Source organism: Bradyrhizobium sp. SZCCT0231, assembly GCF_018130245.1.
GTDB classification, from domain to species: domain Bacteria; phylum Pseudomonadota; class Alphaproteobacteria; order Rhizobiales; family Xanthobacteraceae; genus Bradyrhizobium; species Bradyrhizobium japonicum_F.
The window spans coordinates 84,999-101,569 of the sequence record NZ_JAFCKP010000005.1; the positions used below are offsets into that span (position 1 = coordinate 84,999).

Consider the following 16,571-nt stretch of genomic DNA (forward strand, 5'->3'; position numbering starts at 1 on the left):
GCCGAGTTCCTTGCGGGTCGCCAATCCGTCGAAGCCACTCTGGTGGCCGCAGGAGCTTCGTTACCGACCATGAAAATCGATACGCTCTCAATCGACTTTACCGACGAGCAGAAGCGCTATCTCGAAGGCTTCACGACCGGCCTGCAGATCAGCCGGGTCGGCCGCGGCCTTGGCGCGGGCGCCGGCAAGGCGAATGCCGAGCCGACCGGTCCCGACGCCGTGCACATCAAGGCGCAGGACAAGGTGATCGCGTCGGGCAAGAAGCTCGCCGACCAGGAGAAGTTCAAGCGCGACGAGCATCCCTTCGATGCCTATCCGCGCCTCTGCCAGCAGGCGCTCGACAACACCCCGCCGAGCCCGGCGGACAATTTCCGCTGGCGCTATTACGGCATCTTCTATGTCGCGCCGACGCAGGACTCCTACATGAGCCGCCTGCGCATTCCGAACGGCATCATGAAGCATTGGCAGCTGTCAGGCCTTGCCGATCTCGCCGACGAACTCTGCGGCCCCTACAGCCACGTCACGACGCGCGCCAATCTCCAGCTTCGCGAGATTCCGCCGAAGAACGCGGTGAAGCTGATCGAAGGCATCCAGGAGCTCGGCCTGTGCTCGCGCGGCTCCGGCGCCGACAACATCCGCAACGTGACGGGAACGCCGACCGCGGGCATCGATCCCCAGGAAATCATCGACACGCGGCCCTATGCGCGCGAATGGCACTACCACATCCTCAACGACCGCTCGCTCTACGGCCTGCCGCGCAAGTTCAACGTCGCCTTCGACGGCGCCGGCAGGATCGCGGTGCTGGAAGAGACCAACGACATCGCTTTCACCGCCTATGAGGTGAAGGACGGTTTCGGCGTCGAGCCCGGCGTCTGGTTCCGGCTCGGCCTCGGTGGCATCACCGGCCACAAGGACTTTGCAAAATATTCCGGCATCATCGTCAAGCCGGAGCAGGCGACCGCCGTTGCCGACGCCATCGTGCGCGTGTTCATCGACCATGGCGACCGCACCAACCGCAACAAGGCGCGGCTGAAATATGTGCTCGACGCCATGGGCCATGACGGCTTCCTCAAGCTGGTTGAAGAGCGGCTGAAGACGCCGTTCACGCGCGTGCCGGAAGAGGCGTTCGCGCTGCGGCCCGCCGCGGACCGTATGGCCCATATCGGCGTGCACAAGCAGAAGCAGGACGGCCTCAACTGGATCGGAGTGTCGCTGACGCTCGGTAAGCTCACCTGCGATCAGATGCGCGGCCTCGCCAAGGTTGCGCAGGACCTCGGTGACGGCGAGATCCGCCTGACCGTCTGGCAGAACCTCTTGATCTCGGGCGTGCGCGACGAGAATGTCGAGCTTACGGTCGCGGCGATCAAGCAGATCGGGCTCGCCGTGGAAGCCTCGCACATCCGCGCCGGCCTGATCGCCTGCACCGGCAATGCCGGCTGCCGCTTCGCCGCCGCCAATACCAAGCGCCATGCCGCCGAGATCGGCGACTGGTGCGAGCCGCGCGTCGCCATGGACAAGCCGGTGAACATCCACGTCACCGGCTGTCACCATTCCTGCGCCCAGCACTACATCAGCGATATCGGCCTGATCGGCGCGCGTGTGCCGGCCGGCGAGGAAGACACGGTCGAGGGTTATCACCTCTTCACCGGCGGCGGGTTCGGTCCCGACGCCGATGTCGGGCAGGAGGTCTATCACGACCTCAAGGCCGAGGACGCGCCGAAGACGGTCGAACGACTGCTCAAGGCCTATATCGCCCATCGTTCGTCTCCCGACGAAACCTTCCTGTCTTTTGCGCGCCGCCATGACGGCGAAACGCTGCGCAAGCTGGCCGATGCACAGGTGTCCGCATGAACCAGATCACCCCTCCGCCCAGGCTCGATATCATTCCCGCCAGCGCGCCGTTCTCCGATGCGCAGCGCTCCTGGCTGAACGGCTTCTTCGCCGGGCTGCTGTCGCCTGACGTCGCCGCGCCGCTGTCGGCGGAGCAGGGCGCCGCCGTCCTGCAAGGCGCAGCCGGCGACGGCGACGATGGCGAAGCGCCGTGGCACGACCAGACCATGCCGATCGCCGAGCGGATGAAGCTCGCCGAGGGCCGTCCCCTGCGTCGCAAGATGATGGCGGCGATGGCGCAGCAGGATTGCGGCCAGTGCGGCTACAATTGCCACGATTATTCGGAGGCGATCGCGGGCCGCAGCGAAGCGCGGCTCAACCTCTGCGTTCCCGGCGGCAAGGAAACCGCGCGGATGCTGAAGTCGCTGTACGAGGAGCTCGACAAGGCCCCGGCGGCCAAAGCGGCGGACAAGCCGGACGCTCCGGCGCCGGCCGTGACCGTGACCATCGCAGAGCCCGGCCGCTCGCGCGACAATCCGACTGAAGCGACCTTCCTGTCGCGCCGCCTTCTCAACAAGGGCAAGTCGGAGAAGGAGACCTATCACATCGAGTTCGATCTCTCCGCGAGCAAGCTCGACTACGTGGTTGGTGACAGCTTCGGCGTGTTCGCGCGCAACGATGTCGGCCTCGTCGACCAGATCATCGCGCTGCTCGGCGCCTCCCACACGACGAGGGTCAACGGCAAGACTCTGCGCGAGGTGCTGATCGACGACGTCTCGCTGTCACCGGCGCCCGACACGCTGTTCGAGTTGATCTCCTTCATCACTGGCGGCGCGGCCCGCGAGAAGGCGCGAGCGCTGGCGCAGGGCGAGGATCCCGATGGCGATGCCGCGACCCTCGACGTGATGGCGGCGCTGCAGAAGTTTTCCGGCACGCGGCCGCATCCCGAGGCCTTTGTCGAGGCGCTGGAGCCGCTGCAGCCGCGGCTTTACTCGATCTCGTCCTCGCACAATGCGACGCCGGGAAAGCTGTCGCTGACGGTCGATTCCGTGCGCTACGTCATCGGCAAGCGCAAGCGCGTCGGCGTCGCCTCGACCTTCCTCGGCGAGCGCATCAACGAGGGCGAAAAGCTCAAGGTCTATGTGCAGAAGGCGCATGGTTTCGCCCTGCCGCAGGATCCGAAGACCCCGATCATCATGGTCGGACCCGGCACCGGCATCGCGCCGTTCCGCGCCTTCCTGCTCGACCGCAAGGCCACCGGCGCGCCCGGCAAGAACTGGCTGTTCTTCGGCCATCAGCGCAGCGATTGCGATTTCTTCTACCAGGACGAGCTCAACGCGATGAAGACCTCGGGGCTCTTGACGCGCTTGTCGCTGGCCTGGTCGCGCGACGGCGAGAAGAAGTTTTACGTGCAGGATCGCATGCGCGAGGTCGGCCGCGAATTGTGGACCTGGCTCGCCGAAGGCGCGCATCTCTACATCTGCGGCGATGCCAAGCGCATGGCCAAGGACGTCGAGCGCGCGCTGGTCGATATCGTCGCCCAGTTCGGCGCGCGTTCGACGGATGAGGCGGTCAGCTTCGTCGCCGAGCTCAAGAAGACCGGCCGCTTCCAGGCTGACGTGTACTAAGCCTGCTGTCACTCCACCGTCATCCGGGCCGGTTCCAACTGGCTCGGATTTGAACGAATAAGATTCTCGGAACCCGCACCTGGAGAGAATTTGCATCTGCGATGCGGCGTCCTCAGAGAAGGCGCATCGCTATTTGCGCCACCGTCTTGCCTCCCGCCCAGGTTGATCGTTCATACTCCCACAAATGGGGCGTTGGAGATCGACCATGCGCGAATTATCGGCGGAAGCCAGGCTGCATTTCTACGCGCGTTCGCTCTCGCGTCGGAGCGGGGCGAGCCTGCACCACGTTGCGATGTACAGCGCCTTTGCCGTCATTGCCGCCATCGTGTTCGGCACGCTGTCGGTGCATCCATTTTGAAGCTCTCGTAGGGTGGGCAAAGGCGAGCTCTTCGCGCGCCGTGCCCACCATCTCTCAACATCCAAAATCGATTTGGTGGGCACGCTTCCGCCTTCGCTCTTCGAGCTACGGCGGACAAGTCGCTTTGCCCACCCTACGCACCGAGTCTGCCTCACCCGCGCTTGAACGGCGCGACCTCGATCCCTGCAGCCTTCAACGCTTGACGCAAGGTCTGCGCGATCTCGACGGCGCCGTGTGTGTCGCCATGGATGCACACCGTATCCGTGCGCATCTTGATGACCTTGCCGGTCACCGACACCACCGCGCCGTCCTGCACCATGCGCACCACGCGATCGGCGATCATTTTCGCATCGTGCAGCACCGCGCCGGGCTTCTTGCGCGAGACGAGGTTGCCGTCGTCCTCATAGGCGCGGTCGGCGAACACCTCGTGCACCATCGGCAGGTTGGCCGCTTCGCCGGCCTTCACCAGTTTCGAATTGGCGAGCACGACGAAGATCAGGTTGGGATCGACCGCCTTGATGCCGGCGGCGATCGCCTTCGCCGTCATGTCGTCTTCGCAGGCGACGTTGGAGAGCGCGCCGTGCGCCTTCACATGGGTGACCTTGTGGCCGGCCGCAGTCGCGATCGCCTGCAAGGCGCCGATCTGGTAGGCGACGAGGTTCTCGATCTCGGAGGCCTTCAGCCCCGCGATCGGATGGCGGCCGAAGCCGTGCAGGTCGCGGTATCCGGGATGCGCGCCGACCGAGACGCCGCGCGCTTTCGCCAGCTCCACCGTCCGGCGCATGATGTCGGGGTCGCCGGCGTGGAAGCCGCAGGCGACGTTGACCGAGCTCGCCAGCTCGATCATGGCGGCATCGTTGCCCATCTCCCACGCGCCAAAACCTTCGCCGAGGTCGCAATTAAGATCGACTGTCTTCATGGGGTGCTCTCCGCCTCTGGTCTTGTTGTCGCTTACGGCTCCGCCGTGACCTGCCAGGTCCCGGCATCGACCGCGCTGACCGCATAGCCTGCCACATTAGCATCGCTGAGCGCCTCGATGTTGAGGGCGACGGTGTCGGCGGAGCGCAGACGATCGGGCAGGCTGCGGATCGCTTGCGCAAACTTGCGCGCCTCGTCCTGCGCCTCGGCCATGCTGACAGCCTTGAACCGGAACGCGGTTCCCGCCGAGGTCTGGGCGAGGCGGCCGATATCGGCCGTGATCACGGTGGCGATCTTCGGATAGCCGCCGGAGGTGCCGCGGTCCATCATCAGTGCGATCGGCGCGCCGTTGCCGGGCACCTGGATGCTGCCGTTCACCGTGCCGTCGGAGACGATGTTGTGGCCATGCAGATGCTTGATCGCGGGGCCCTCGAGCCGGTAGCCCATGCGGTCGGAGGTTGCCGAGATCTTCCATTCGCTGTTCAGGAACAGCGCCTTGTTGGCCTCGTCGAACTCGTCGTCCTGCGGCCCCAGCAGCACACGGATCGGGCCGCTCACAGGCTTCGGCAGCTCGATGCGCAGCTCGCTCGCACCGCTGGCAGCATCGACGTTGAACTCGTCACCGGCCTGGAGTGGGCGCGGGTAGGGGCTGCCGAGGCCGGCGCGGGCGTTCACCGCGAGACTGCCGAACACCGGTTCGCCCTTGATGGCGCCTTGGATTGCGAGATAGGTGAAGGCGCCGCCGCGAGCAAAGCCGAGCGTCAGCGTCTCGCCGTCCTTCAGCGTCACCGATGTGTCCATCGCGACCGGGTTTCCGGCGACGTCCGCGTTGCGCGGCGCGCCCGATATCGCCACGCGCACGGCGCCGTCGCGAGCGGTGAAGGAGGCGCCGAACGGGCCGATCTCGACGGCTGCCGCGAAAGGCTCGTTGCCGACGAGCGTGTTCGCCGCCGCAAGCGACAGCCGGTCCATCGCTCCGCTGACCGTCAAGCCGTAGCGCTGCGCGCCGTGGCGGCCGCCATCCTGGACCGAGCTTGCAGGGCCGATGCTGGCAACGATGAGCCGGCTCATGCGACCACCTGCTCGGCGACGATCTCGCCGGCTTCCGCAGCGCGGTCCATCTCCTCGAACATCTTGTGGTCGATGGCGAAGAACGTCACGCGGTCACCGGGTTCGGTGAGGAAGGTCGGATTGCGATGGAGTTGATAGGTTCTGACAGGCGTGCGGCCCAAAAGGTGCCAGCCGCTCGGGGCGGCCAGGCATTGGATGCCGGCCTGGATGCCGCCGATCGAGATCGTCCCGGCGGGCGTCAGCAGCCGCGGCGACTGCCGCCGCGACATGTGCAGGGACTTGTCGAGGCCGCTGAGATAGGACCAGCCCGGCGTGAAGCCGATCATGGCGACCTTGTAGTCGCCGCCAGCATGCCGGGCGACGATGTCATCGGGCGTGGTGCCAAGCGCCTTGGCGACGTCCTCGAGATCGATGCCATGCTCGCCGCCATAGGCGACGGGAATGCGCCAGCGGCGCGCCTTGGTGACCGGCGGCAGCGGCCGGATGGCGATCGGGAGGATCGTTTGGCCGAGCGCATCGAAACCGATCTTGCCGGGATCATAATGCACCAGCAGCGAGCGATAGGTCGGCACGGTCTCGGTGATGCCGTCGATCGGGCTCGCTGCGAGCGCCTTGTCGAGCGCCAGCACGCGCTGGTTGGCCTCGTCATCGATGGTGCGGCTGAACTCGACCGTGACGGCGCTGTCGCCACTGGGCAGAAGGCGGGGCGGGGGAAGCGTCGCGGCCATGAGCTGTCGAAATCGGGCTTCTGAAGAATGCGGTCCCCGGCGTTCGGGTTCCGCTTCGTCCTGCTTCGCGTAAATGCGCTCGCAAGTCCAATAAATTAATCCAAGGGCGCGCGATAAAGCCTTGTTATCGCGTCGCATAATAGCCCAGCGGCCCTGCGTAATTGCCAGCCTCTAGGCCCTTGACGCGAGGCGCCCGGCTCGCAAGATGCGCCCGTTCTTTCCTGCCCATCCGGAGCTCGTCTGTTTCCATGTCGCTGTCCCCCGAAGCCCGCAAGACCCTCGCCGGCATCACCACCGCCACCATCACCACGGTCCTGCTGAAGAAGGGCCTGCGCAATGTGTGGATGCGCGGCGCCCGTCCGCTGCGCCCGGGCCTGCCGCGCCTGGTGGGGCCTGCTTTCACGCTGCGCTTCGTGCCGGCCCGCGAGGATCTGGCGACGCCGGAATCCTGGTCTTCGCCGATCTCGACCCGCACCGCGATCGAGGCGATGCCGGAAGGCTGCATCGCCGTGGTCGACGCCATGGGCATCACCGATGCCGGCATCTTCGGCGACATCCTCTGCGCGCGCATGGTCAAGCGCGGCGTCACCGCGCTCGTCACCGATGGCGTCGTGCGCGACGTCGAGGGCGTGCTCGGCACCAATCTTCCGGTATGGTGCGACGGCTATGCCGCGCCGCCTTCCGTTGCGGGCCTGACCTTCGTCGGCTGGGGCGAGCCGATCGGCTGCGGCGGCGTTGCCGTTTTCCCGAACGACATCGTGGTCGCCGATCAGGACGGCTGCGTGCTGATCCCGCAGGCGATGCTCGATCACGTCCTCGCCGAGGGCGTCGAGCAGGAGCGCATGGAAGCCTGGATCGTCAACGAGGTGAACAACGGCGCCGTGCTGCCTGGCCTCTATCCCATGAATGCCGAAACCAAGGCGCGGTACGCCGCGAGCAAGAAGTAACCGGGAAGAAGAGAGGTCATTTCGATGGAGATCACTGTTGCAGGCACGCGGCCGACCCGCCACGCTCCCAAGGAGCACTTCACCGGCACTGTATTGCAGGACCCCGTGATCATGGCGCCCGCGCCGGCACGGCTGAACTGCTCGCGCGTATCGTTCGAGCCGGGCGCGCGCACCAACTGGCACCACCATCCGCTCGGGCAGACGCTTTACGTCATTTCCGGCGTCGGGCGCATCCAGTCCAAGGGCGGGCCGATCCGTGAGATCCGCCCGGGCGACACCGTCTGGATTCCGCCGGGCGAGCTGCACTGGCACGGCGCAACGCCGACCAACGGCATGTGCCACATCGCCATGCAGGAAGCGCTCGACGGCGTCTATTCGACCTGGCTGGAGCCGGTGACGGACGCGGACTACGGGGCCGCTTTGGGTTGACGTTCCCGTGTCCCGGACAAGACGCATCGCCCCATGGCGATGCGTCGCCGATCCGGGACCCAGAATCTTCCGAGCGATTGACACTGCCGTGTCCCGGCTCAGCGTCGCGTCATTTCATGCCGCGCCGCGTCCGGGACACGGCAGCATCACATCCGCTCCGCCGTCCACGTGCCCGTGCACATGGCGCCACGCCAGGTGCCGGAGCCCGAGGTGCCGCTGAGCCGACCGAAACCGACGGCGCGCTTGATGCCGGTGCTCAAGGTGACGTTGATGCTGCCGGCATCCGCCACGCGGCCGGACGCATTCACTGCGGCGCTGCTCGATGCGATCTGACCGTTGTTGATGCCGATCGCGACGGTTGCGCCATTGCCGCAAGCCTGGCTCGAGGAGGCAATGCGGACATTCCATGCGCCGTCGAAGCTGCTCGTCGCAGCGCCTGCCTGCGTGAGCGGAAAGCCGATGGCGAGAATGGTGGCGAAGAGTCCTCTGCGAATGCCGTTCATGGCACGCCCCTGTGGTTGACCATGCAGGGGATCGTGGCACGCCTTGCGGAACCGGCGATGTGAGGGGGCTCACGCGAGCAGCAGGCTCTGTGAGGTAGCGCACGGCGCTCGACAGTCATTCCGGGCGGCTCGTAGAGCCGACTATGGTGCGCAATTGCGCACCATAGTTCACGCTTCGCGCGCCCCGGAATGACTCGGTACAGGACAGTTCGAGACGCTCAGTTCACCCGCGTCCAGGTCTGGCCGCCGCAGAACATGCCGCCGAAAGCGCAGCCCTGCACGCGCAGCCGGTCGGTGCCCTTCATGGCGATCGTCGAATCGTAGGTCGAGCCCGAGTTCGGATCGAGGATGCGGCCCGACCATTTCTGGTCCTTGCCGGGCTTCATATTGATCAGCACCTGCTCGCCGTTCTGGTTCGATTTGCTGTCGACCGAATAGCCGCAGAGATTGCTGCCGCACTGCTCGATGCGGACCTTGCCTTCCTTCTCCTCGGTGAGCCAGACGCCGAGCGGCGAATTGAGATCGCGCGTCGGGGAAGCTGCCGGAGCAGGTGGCGCGACGGCAGCCTGAACGGGAGCGGGGGCAGGCGCCGCGGCGGGTGGCGGCGGCGGCGCCGGCGGGGCGGTAGCCACGGTCGGGGCGGGCGGCGGCGCCACGGCGGGCGCAGCCTGCTGCTCGACGGGAGCAGGAGCCGGAGGCGGCGCAGGCGGCGGCACAACGGCTGTTTGGGTCGGCGTGTTGGTGGCGGTCGTGGTCGGCGGAGGAGCCGGCGGTGGCGGAGCAGGAGGCGGCGCGACGGCGGCGGCTGCGGGTGCCTGCACGGCTGCGGGCGGCGCCGCAGGAGCGGGGGCTGGTGCCGGAGCAGCCGGCGCTTGCGGATCGACCGTGGCCTGCTGCGGCGCCGTCTCGTTCTTCTTGGCCTTCTTGGCTTTGCCCTGGCCGGTGTTGTCGTACACGCCGGGGATTTGCACCGTGCCGCGGTCGGGATCGATGCGGATGGTGCGCCCGCCATATTCGAAGGTGTACTGGGCCTGAGCAGCCGTGCTCGCCAACAGGAATGCGGCCGTAGCCAACAGCTTCCTCATTTCCGTCTCCTGAACAGATGGTCCCCGCACCGACGCTTACGCCCCGGTCCGATCGCGAAAAGTGATCCAGATCACTTTCATCCGTATGAGTCGTGCTGCGATGCGTTCGGGTTCAATACGCCCGGAACCCGTCCACAGTTTGGCCGACGCGAGCGACAGGACGACGCGGCCTAGTCGAACCAGGCGGCGTAGATCTTCTTGAAGCTGCCGTCCTCCATGGAGACAACGCGCAAGCTGCCGCGCTTGACGATCTCATCTAAGCGCGAGGGCGCCGGCTGCGCTTGGGCCGAAAGGTTTACCAGCAACACCACGGCCAAGGCCGCCAAAGCTCGAACTGACATTCGAACGATCATCTCTTTTCCACCCCTGCGCGAGCTGTCATTGTGCCGCTGTTCGGACGTGGACCTAGATCAGATGCCCGTCGCTGGCGAGGCAGAATTGAAAGGAATTCTTGAGGTGACGATCGCGATGTACGAGGCCTCAGTCGGCCTTTTCGTGCCGTATCTGCGCAGCCTGTCCGCGCTGCTCGACAAGGGCGTCGCTTACGCGGAGGCCCGCAAGTTCAACCCGACGGTTCTGCTCGGCATGCGCCTTGCGCCGAACATGTACGACCTGGCGCAGCAGGTCGGTGAGGCCTGCCGCCACGCCACGGTTGCGCCGGCCCTGCTGGCGCAGCGCGATCCGGTGGTGCTGCCGGCCCTCGAGCACGACATGGCCGGGCTTCAGGCGCGCATCGCAACGTCGATCGAATTCATCGAAAGCCTGCCGCGCGCGGAGATCGATGCGGCTGCGGAACGGAATGTCTTCTTCAGGTTGAGGAACGGCACCGAGCTGCCCTTCACCGGGCGCACGCTGCTGCTGACATTCAGCGTCCCGCAGTTCTTCTTTCACGTCACCACGGCCTACGACCTCCTGCGGCACGCCGGCGTCGAGCTCGTCAAGAAGGATTATCTCGGGCGGCGGTAGAGCTTACGCTTCGCCCTTGCGCTCGTAGTCGGCCAGCGAGCTTCGGCCGGCGATCTCGCTGCGCAGCTCTTCGAAGCGACGATGTGACTCGTCCTCCCGCTCGTCAACGAAACGCACGGCGGCCTCGCTCGTCATCGGGCCGCTGACCACGGGAGCGGATTGCTCGCCGATGGTCTCGTGGACATAGAACTGGCCGTCATCGCCGCGATGGACAGTCCATTTGAGCCGGATCGCGACCATCGGGCCGGGACCGACCTTGCTGTAGCCGTCGGCATCGGTGTGCTCCGGCACCAGCGGCTGCTCATCGACCATTGGATGCTCGTCGACCGCATGATGTTCTTCGACGGACGGCTGCTCACCGACGACGATCTCGGTCTCCCGGATGGTCTCGGTCTCGCGGACGACGAGGACGGGCTCGGGGTGCTCCAAAATGCTGGCGATGGTCGCCAGCGCGTGGTCGGTCGGGTCGATCTCTGCCAAGGGTCATCCTCCAGCTCGACGCGGCCGGCCAGTCTGTCCCACTGCCGCCGCGGCCGGTCTTATTACGCGCGTTTGATTAAGGCTGAGTTGGGGCTCGATCTGCACCAAAATGGGACGCTTTCTGGCATCCCGAAGGCGGGCGCATCGTCGCCCGCCCGGCGCTCGGCTCAGCCCAGCACGTCCTGATTGATGACGTTTTGCCGGATGGGATCGCCGTCCAGCACACTCAGGATGTTGCGCGCAGTCTGCTCGCTCATGCGGCTCACCGCCTCGACGGTGACGCCGGCCACATGCGGGGCCATGATGACGTTTGGCAGCGCAAACAGCGCGTTGCTGACCGGCGGCGGCTCCACCTCGAACACGTCGATGCCGGCGCCGGCGAGCTTGCCGGAGACCAGGGCGTCGTAGAGCGCGGCTTCCTTGACGATGCCGCCGCGCGCAGTGTTGATGAGATAGGATCTCGGCTTCATCCGGCCGATCCGCCCCGCATCGAACAGGCCGACCGTCTCCGGCGTCTTGGGACAGTGGATGGTGACGAAGTCGGCGTGAGGCAGCGCGGCGTCGAGGTCGGTGACCGGCTCGCATCCGGCCGCCTTGATGTCGGCAGCGGGCTTGTAGGGGTCGTAGACCTGCACCTTCATCTCGAACGCCAAACAGCGCTTGGCGGTGCGACTGCCGATGCGGCCGAAGCCGATGACGAGCACGGTCTTGCCGTAGAGGTCGAACGGCAGCATGCCGAGCCGGTCGGCCCATGTGCCCTCCTTGACGCAGGAATGCAGCTCCTGCGCGCGCTTGGCGAGCGTCAGCATCATGAACAGCGCAGCTTCCGCGACCGAGGGCGAGTTGGCGCTGCCCGCCACCATCAACGGCACCTTGCGGCGGGAGAGGGCGGGCACGTCGACGGCGTCGTAGCCGACGCCGATGCGGGTCACCACCTTCATGTCTTTTGATGCCTCGAGCTCGGTCTCGCCGAAGGCGGTGGCGCCGAGGGCGACGCCGTGGACGGGGGCATGGCTCTTCAGCAAGGCCTCGAAATCCCTGGCCGAGATCAGGTTCGGGAACTCGACGAGCTCGATATCGTCCCGCTGGGTGAGGAGGGCACGTGCCCCTTGCGACAAAGTTTGTGTAACGAAAATCTTCTTCTTGTTGGTCGCCATCGCTCCCCTGCCTGCTCGCGTTTCTTCACGGCGTCACAACACGACGCCGCTCTCTTCATTTAGCAGGTGCATGTTGTTGAGGTCCATCGCCAGGCGCATGGGTGCCCCGTCCTTGGCGCCGGCATTGGGATTGACGCGGCCGCAGACCGGCGTGCCGTCGAGCCCGAAATAGACCAGGGTCTCCATGCCCATCGGTTCGGTCACGTCGAGCACGGTGTCGAAGGTCTCGACCCCGGGCTCGAGATGCGCGTGCGACTCGGTCAGATGTTCGGGCCGGAGGCCGAGCAGCAGCTTGTCGGTGCGCGGCAGCGCGTTGTATCGCGCGGCACGGGCCGGCGGCAGCGGGAAAGCGATGCGGTCGGTGAGGCGGATCTGGAGCGTGCCGCCGACATCCTCGAGCCGGCACGGGATGAAGTTCATCGCCGGCGAGCCGATGAAGCCCGCGACGAAGCGCGTTGCCGGCTTGTGGTAGAGCTCGTTCGGCGTGCCGATCTGCTCGATGCGGCCCTTGTTCATCACCACGACGCGATCGGCCAGCGTCATCGCCTCGACCTGGTCGTGGGTGACGTAGACGGTCGTGGTTCGCACCTTCTGGTGCACCTTCTTGATCTCGATCCGCATCTGCACGCGCAATTTGGCGTCGAGATTGGACAGCGGCTCGTCGAACAGGAAGACCTTCGGATTGCGCACGATGGCGCGGCCCATGGCGACGCGCTGACGCTGGCCGCCGGAAAGCTGCTTCGGCTTGCGGTCGATCAGGTCGGTGATGTCGAGAAGCCGGGCTGCTTCCGTCACCCGCGCCTTGATCTCCGCCTTGGGATAGTGCTTCAGGCGCAGCCCGAACGACATGTTCTCGGCGACCGTCATGTGCGGGTAGAGTGCGTAGTTCTGGAACACCATCGCGATGTCGCGGTCCTTCGGCGGCACGTCGTTGACGACGTCGCCGCCGATCATGATGTCGCCGTCGCTGATGTCCTCGAGACCTGCGATCATGCGCAGGGTCGTCGACTTGCCGCAGCCGGAGGGGCCGACCAGCACGATGAACTCATGGTCGGCGATGTCGAGGTCGATGCCTCGCACGGCTTCGACATCGTCGTAACGCTTGACGACCTTCCGCAAAGCAACGTCAGCCATGACTTATCAACCCTTTGTCGCGCCGGCGGTCAGGCCGGCAATGTAGTAGTCCATCAGGAATGCGTAGATGATCAGCGGCGGCGCGGCACCGAGCAGCGCGCCGGTCATGATCTGCCCCCAATTGAACACGTCACCCTTGATCAGCGTGGTGATGATGCCGACCGGCAGAACGAGCTGGTCCGTGGACGTCGTGAACACGAGCGGATAGAGGAATTGCGCCCAGGACACGGTGAAGGCGAAGATGGTCGCGGCGATCAGGCCGGGCAGCGCGACCGGAATGAAGATCCGGGTCAGCGTCTGGAACCAGGACGCTCCATCGATGATGGCGGCTTCGTCGAGCTCCTTGGGGATCGAGGCGAAGTAGCCGATCATGATCCAGGTGCAGAACGGTACCGTCAGAGTCGGATAGATGAAGAGCAGCACGTACCATCTGTTGATCAGCTGGACTCCCGTCCAGTCGCCGATCAGCGCGAACATCTTGAACAGCGGAATGAACAGCAGGCTGTCGGGGACGAGGTAGGTGAGGAACACGCCGGTGGCGAGCGTCGCCGAGCCCCAGAACTTCATGCGCGCCAGCGCGAACGCGGCCGGCACGCTGATCAGCATGGTGAGGGTCACCACGATGATCGAGACCCACGCCGAATTCCAGAAGAAGCGCAGGAACTGGTTGGACGTCAGCAGCTCGGCATAGTTTTCCAGCGTCGGATGGAACACCCACCAAGGGTTGGTCGCCGCCGAAATCTCGGCGCTGCTCTTCAGCGAGGTGATCAGCATGTAGAGTGGCGGCGTCAGCGAGAAGATCGCAAACAGCACCAGGAAGAAGTAGGACCAGCGCAGCGCCCAGGCGCGGTCGCGGCTCATGCTGCCGTATTTGACGTTGCGGCGCGGTCCGGCCTTGTCGATTGTCATGGTGCTCATCAGGCTTCGTTCCCGCGTTTGTTGACGTCGCGAAGGATGAAGATTGCGGCGACCGCCAGGATCGGCACCATGAACAGCGAGACGCTGGCGCCGAGCGGAATGTCGCTGCCCTCGATGCCGACCCGGAACGCCCATGTCGCAAAGATATGGGTGTGATCCAGCGGGCCTCCCGCGGTCAGGATGCGCACGATGTCGAAATTGGCGAAGGTGACGATGAGGGAGAACAGCGTGGTGATCGCGATGATGTTGCGCATCATCGGCAGCGTCACATACCAGATGCGCTGCCACCAATTGGCGCCGTCGATGGCGGCGGCCTCGTAGAGCTGATCGGGCACCGATTTTAGGGCGGCCAGATACATGATCATGAAGAAGGGCGCGCCATACCAGACGTTGACCAGGATCACGGCGAAACGCGCCCAGGCGGCGTCGCCGGTCCACGGGATGGGCCCGATACCGAAGAATGCAAGTGTGTAATTGAAGGCGCTGTAGGACGGGTCGAACAGCCAGAGCCAGGCAAGCGTGCTCATCGCGGGCGGGATCACCCAGGGCACGAGCAGCATGCCGCGCCATTTGCGCTGGCCCTTGGCCGGAATGTTGTGGACGAAGTGCGCGACGATGAACCCAATCAGCGCCTTGAAGACCACGGCCGTGATGGCGAAGATGCAGGATTGCTTGACCACCAGCCAGAATGTGTCGCGCCTGAACAGAAACTCGAAATTGCCGAAGCCTACAAACCTCTGCATCGACTTGTTCAGCGTTGCCAGATGCAGCGAATAGAAGGCCGGATAGACCACGAGCAGCGTGATCAGCAGGATCAGCGGCAGCGTCATCAGGAACGCCGCGGTCGATTTCCGCCTCAGGATGTTGTGCAGGCTTGCACGTTTACGGGCGCTCGCAGGCCGGGCGACGCCGGGTTGCCGAACTACGGCATCAGCCATGATGCATCTTCCTCGCAGAATTCGTTCGCACGGAAGCCGGCGGACCGGCTTCGGAAATTGATGCGTGTGGCGGCAGCCAGACCGGGCGGCTCACGTCCTGCGTGAGCCGCCGGTCTCTGTCTTAGCTTCGCATAAAGCCTTCGCACTCGCCTTCCGCCCAAGCGAGCGTCGCCTCCATCTTCTCGCCCTGCGCGTAGCGGAGGCACATCTTGGTCAGCGTCGCCTGCGCATAGATCTGCTGGGCGATCTTGGGCGGAGCAGGAGAAGCCGCAATCGACAGCGTCTGGTGATTGTGGGGATTGGGATAGTGATAAAGGGTGCCCTTCGGCGGCCCTTCCTCCTGCCAGGTCTTCAGCGTCGTCATGTTCGCGTAGGCCGGCAGGTCGTAACCGCCGCTCGCGGCCACGAACTTCTCGATCGATGACGGCTGCGACAGATGCGTGAGCAGGCTCTTCGCCGCTTCCTTGTTCTTGGAGAAGCTCCAGGTCCCCCAGAAATAAGGTAGGTAGGGCGCATAACGGCCTTTCGGACCAGACGGCATGCCGTGGGTCCAGCACTGCTCGGCGATCTGCGGCGCGTCGCGCTTGGCGACCGCCCACGCGCTCGGGGGATTCATGATCAGCGCGCCTTTGCCGGAGATCAGCCATTTATTGTTGGAGGCGTCATCCCAGGCAGCGACGTCGGGCGGCAGGACCGCGATCAGCTTCTTGTAGAATTCGAGCGCCTGGCGAACCGCGTCCGTCTTCACCGTGAGATCGCCCTTGGCATTGACGAGCTCAGCGCCGAACGATTGGAAGATGGCGCCGGCAGTGTCGGTGCTGTCGGTGGTTTCGCCCAGGCCGATGCCGAAGGGCACGCCGCCTTTTTGGCAGGCCTCGGCCGCCTTCAGGAATGTCTCCATGTTCCAGTTGTCGGCTTTGGGCTGGCCGCCGGCCGGATACATTTCCTGGATATCGATATTGGCGAACTTCTTCAGGAGATCGATGCGGGAGCAGGGCCCCTTGATCTGGCTTCCGATTGTTGCGGGCACCGCAAGCCATTTGTTGCCGGCCCGTCCCAGATATTTGACGGTGCCGTTCACGTCGCCGTTCTGCTTGATGATCGGCTCCATGATGTCATTGACCGGCTCGAGCAGTTCGGCATGGGCGTGCGGCCACCATGTCGGCATCGCCAGGACATCGTGACCTGACTTCGCCGCCGCCTCGGCCGCGATGGTGAGCTCGATCTTCTTGCCCTGGCTTGTGATGTAGTCGATGGAAACCTCGACCTTCTCCTTCGCCGCCCATTCGTTGACGAGCTCGGTCGAGGCCTTGTTGGCACCCGGCACCCAGTGGTCCCAGAAGCCGATCGATATCTTGCCGGCGGCGTAAGCGCCCCGGACATAGGGCGCCGTGATCAGCGCCGCGGAGGACATTGCAGTGGCAGCCACAAATTGACGTCGCGTCAGTGTCTTGCGTGACATCTCGTTTCCTCGCCTGGGT

At 65.1% G+C, this 16,571-nt stretch carries 17 protein-coding genes and 1 pseudogene; 6 read left to right on the forward strand and 12 right to left on the reverse strand.

The window, feature by feature from the left end; translation table 11 throughout:
* Window positions 1-69 precede the first annotated feature (69 nt).
* From JQ566_RS15440 to JQ566_RS15450, 3 genes are all read left to right on the forward strand, one after another.
* Window positions 70-1,851 carry a NirA family protein gene (locus JQ566_RS15440; RefSeq protein WP_212373221.1) on the forward strand — a complete coding sequence of 594 codons (1,782 nt, stop codon included), beginning with the start codon at window positions 70-72 and terminating at the stop codon, window positions 1,849-1,851.
* The gene (locus JQ566_RS15445) at window positions 1,848-3,458 is read left to right on the forward strand and encodes a sulfite reductase subunit alpha (RefSeq protein WP_212373223.1); all 1,611 of its coding nucleotides are present in this window, start codon (window positions 1,848-1,850) and stop codon (window positions 3,456-3,458) included. Before JQ566_RS15440 ends, JQ566_RS15445 begins: the two co-directional genes overlap by 4 nt.
* A 205-nt stretch (window positions 3,459-3,663) precedes the next feature.
* Window positions 3,664-3,816 (forward strand): hypothetical protein, encoded by a 153-nt coding sequence (locus tag JQ566_RS15450; protein WP_212373225.1) that lies wholly within the window; start codon window positions 3,664-3,666, stop codon window positions 3,814-3,816.
* Window positions 3,817-3,967: 151 nt separating this feature from the next.
* On the opposite strand, the gene JQ566_RS15455 is transcribed toward JQ566_RS15450, so the two are convergent.
* From JQ566_RS15455 to pxpB, 3 genes are read right to left on the reverse strand one after another with little or no spacing between them, the layout of a single operon-like run.
* Window positions 3,968-4,735, reverse strand: coding sequence for a LamB/YcsF family protein (locus tag JQ566_RS15455; protein ID WP_212373227.1), 768 nt, complete (start codon window positions 4,733-4,735; stop codon window positions 3,968-3,970).
* A 32-nt stretch (window positions 4,736-4,767) separates the two neighbouring features.
* The gene (locus tag JQ566_RS15460; RefSeq protein ID WP_212373229.1) at window positions 4,768-5,805 is read right to left on the reverse strand and encodes a 5-oxoprolinase subunit C family protein; all 1,038 of its coding nucleotides are present in this window, start codon (window positions 5,803-5,805) and stop codon (window positions 4,768-4,770) included.
* Window positions 5,802-6,533 (reverse strand): 5-oxoprolinase subunit PxpB, encoded by a 732-nt coding sequence (gene pxpB / locus JQ566_RS15465; protein ID WP_212373231.1) that lies wholly within the window; start codon window positions 6,531-6,533, stop codon window positions 5,802-5,804. The genes JQ566_RS15460 and pxpB overlap by 4 nt, the downstream gene beginning before the upstream one ends.
* A 248-nt stretch (window positions 6,534-6,781) precedes the next feature.
* Between pxpB and JQ566_RS15470 the strand changes: the two genes are divergently transcribed.
* Both JQ566_RS15470 and JQ566_RS15475 read left to right on the forward strand, forming a co-directional pair.
* Window positions 6,782-7,480 (forward strand): ribonuclease activity regulator RraA, encoded by a 699-nt coding sequence (locus JQ566_RS15470; protein WP_027550912.1) that lies wholly within the window; start codon window positions 6,782-6,784, stop codon window positions 7,478-7,480.
* A gap of 24 nt (window positions 7,481-7,504) precedes the next feature.
* Window positions 7,505-7,909 (forward strand): (R)-mandelonitrile lyase, encoded by a 405-nt coding sequence (locus JQ566_RS15475; protein ID WP_212373232.1) that lies wholly within the window; start codon window positions 7,505-7,507, stop codon window positions 7,907-7,909.
* A 146-nt stretch (window positions 7,910-8,055) separates the two neighbouring features.
* Here the strand turns inward: JQ566_RS15475 and JQ566_RS15480 are convergent, their stop codons facing one another.
* The 3 genes and pseudogenes from JQ566_RS15480 to JQ566_RS15490 all read right to left on the reverse strand — a co-directional run.
* The gene (locus JQ566_RS15480; protein ID WP_212373233.1) at window positions 8,056-8,412 is read right to left on the reverse strand and encodes a hypothetical protein; all 357 of its coding nucleotides are present in this window, start codon (window positions 8,410-8,412) and stop codon (window positions 8,056-8,058) included.
* 218 nt (window positions 8,413-8,630) lie between these two features.
* Entirely contained in the window at window positions 8,631-9,497 is an 867-nt protein-coding gene (locus JQ566_RS15485) for a DUF2147 domain-containing protein (RefSeq protein ID WP_212373234.1), read from the reverse strand.
* Between the two features lie 224 nt (window positions 9,498-9,721).
* Window positions 9,722-9,850, reverse strand: a pseudogene (locus JQ566_RS15490) (transporter substrate-binding domain-containing protein); the annotation flags it as partial.
* Between the two features lie 115 nt (window positions 9,851-9,965).
* Here JQ566_RS15490 and JQ566_RS15495 point away from each other — a divergent pair.
* Window positions 9,966-10,463 carry a DUF1993 domain-containing protein gene (locus JQ566_RS15495; RefSeq protein WP_212373563.1) on the forward strand — a complete coding sequence of 166 codons (498 nt, stop codon included), beginning with the start codon at window positions 9,966-9,968 and terminating at the stop codon, window positions 10,461-10,463.
* A gap of 3 nt (window positions 10,464-10,466) precedes the next feature.
* On the opposite strand, the gene JQ566_RS15500 is transcribed toward JQ566_RS15495, so the two are convergent.
* The 6 genes from JQ566_RS15500 to JQ566_RS15525 form a co-directional block, all read right to left on the reverse strand.
* The gene (locus JQ566_RS15500; protein ID WP_212373235.1) at window positions 10,467-10,943 is read right to left on the reverse strand and encodes a hypothetical protein; all 477 of its coding nucleotides are present in this window, start codon (window positions 10,941-10,943) and stop codon (window positions 10,467-10,469) included.
* A 167-nt stretch (window positions 10,944-11,110) separates the two neighbouring features.
* The gene (locus JQ566_RS15505) at window positions 11,111-12,100 is read right to left on the reverse strand and encodes a hydroxyacid dehydrogenase (RefSeq protein ID WP_212373236.1); all 990 of its coding nucleotides are present in this window, start codon (window positions 12,098-12,100) and stop codon (window positions 11,111-11,113) included.
* A 33-nt stretch (window positions 12,101-12,133) separates the two neighbouring features.
* Entirely contained in the window at window positions 12,134-13,234 is a 1,101-nt protein-coding gene (locus tag JQ566_RS15510) for an ABC transporter ATP-binding protein (RefSeq protein ID WP_212373237.1), read from the reverse strand.
* A gap of 6 nt (window positions 13,235-13,240) precedes the next feature.
* Window positions 13,241-14,152, reverse strand: coding sequence for a carbohydrate ABC transporter permease (locus JQ566_RS15515; protein ID WP_212373239.1), 912 nt, complete (start codon window positions 14,150-14,152; stop codon window positions 13,241-13,243).
* Window positions 14,152-15,090: a carbohydrate ABC transporter permease gene (locus JQ566_RS15520; protein WP_212373241.1), complete on the reverse strand. Its 939-nt coding sequence runs from the start codon at window positions 15,088-15,090 to the stop codon at window positions 14,152-14,154. The genes JQ566_RS15515 and JQ566_RS15520 overlap by 1 nt, the downstream gene beginning before the upstream one ends.
* 121 nt (window positions 15,091-15,211) lie before the next feature.
* Entirely contained in the window at window positions 15,212-16,552 is a 1,341-nt protein-coding gene (locus JQ566_RS15525) for an ABC transporter substrate-binding protein (protein WP_212373243.1), read from the reverse strand.
* Between the last annotated feature and the right edge of the window lie 19 nt (window positions 16,553-16,571).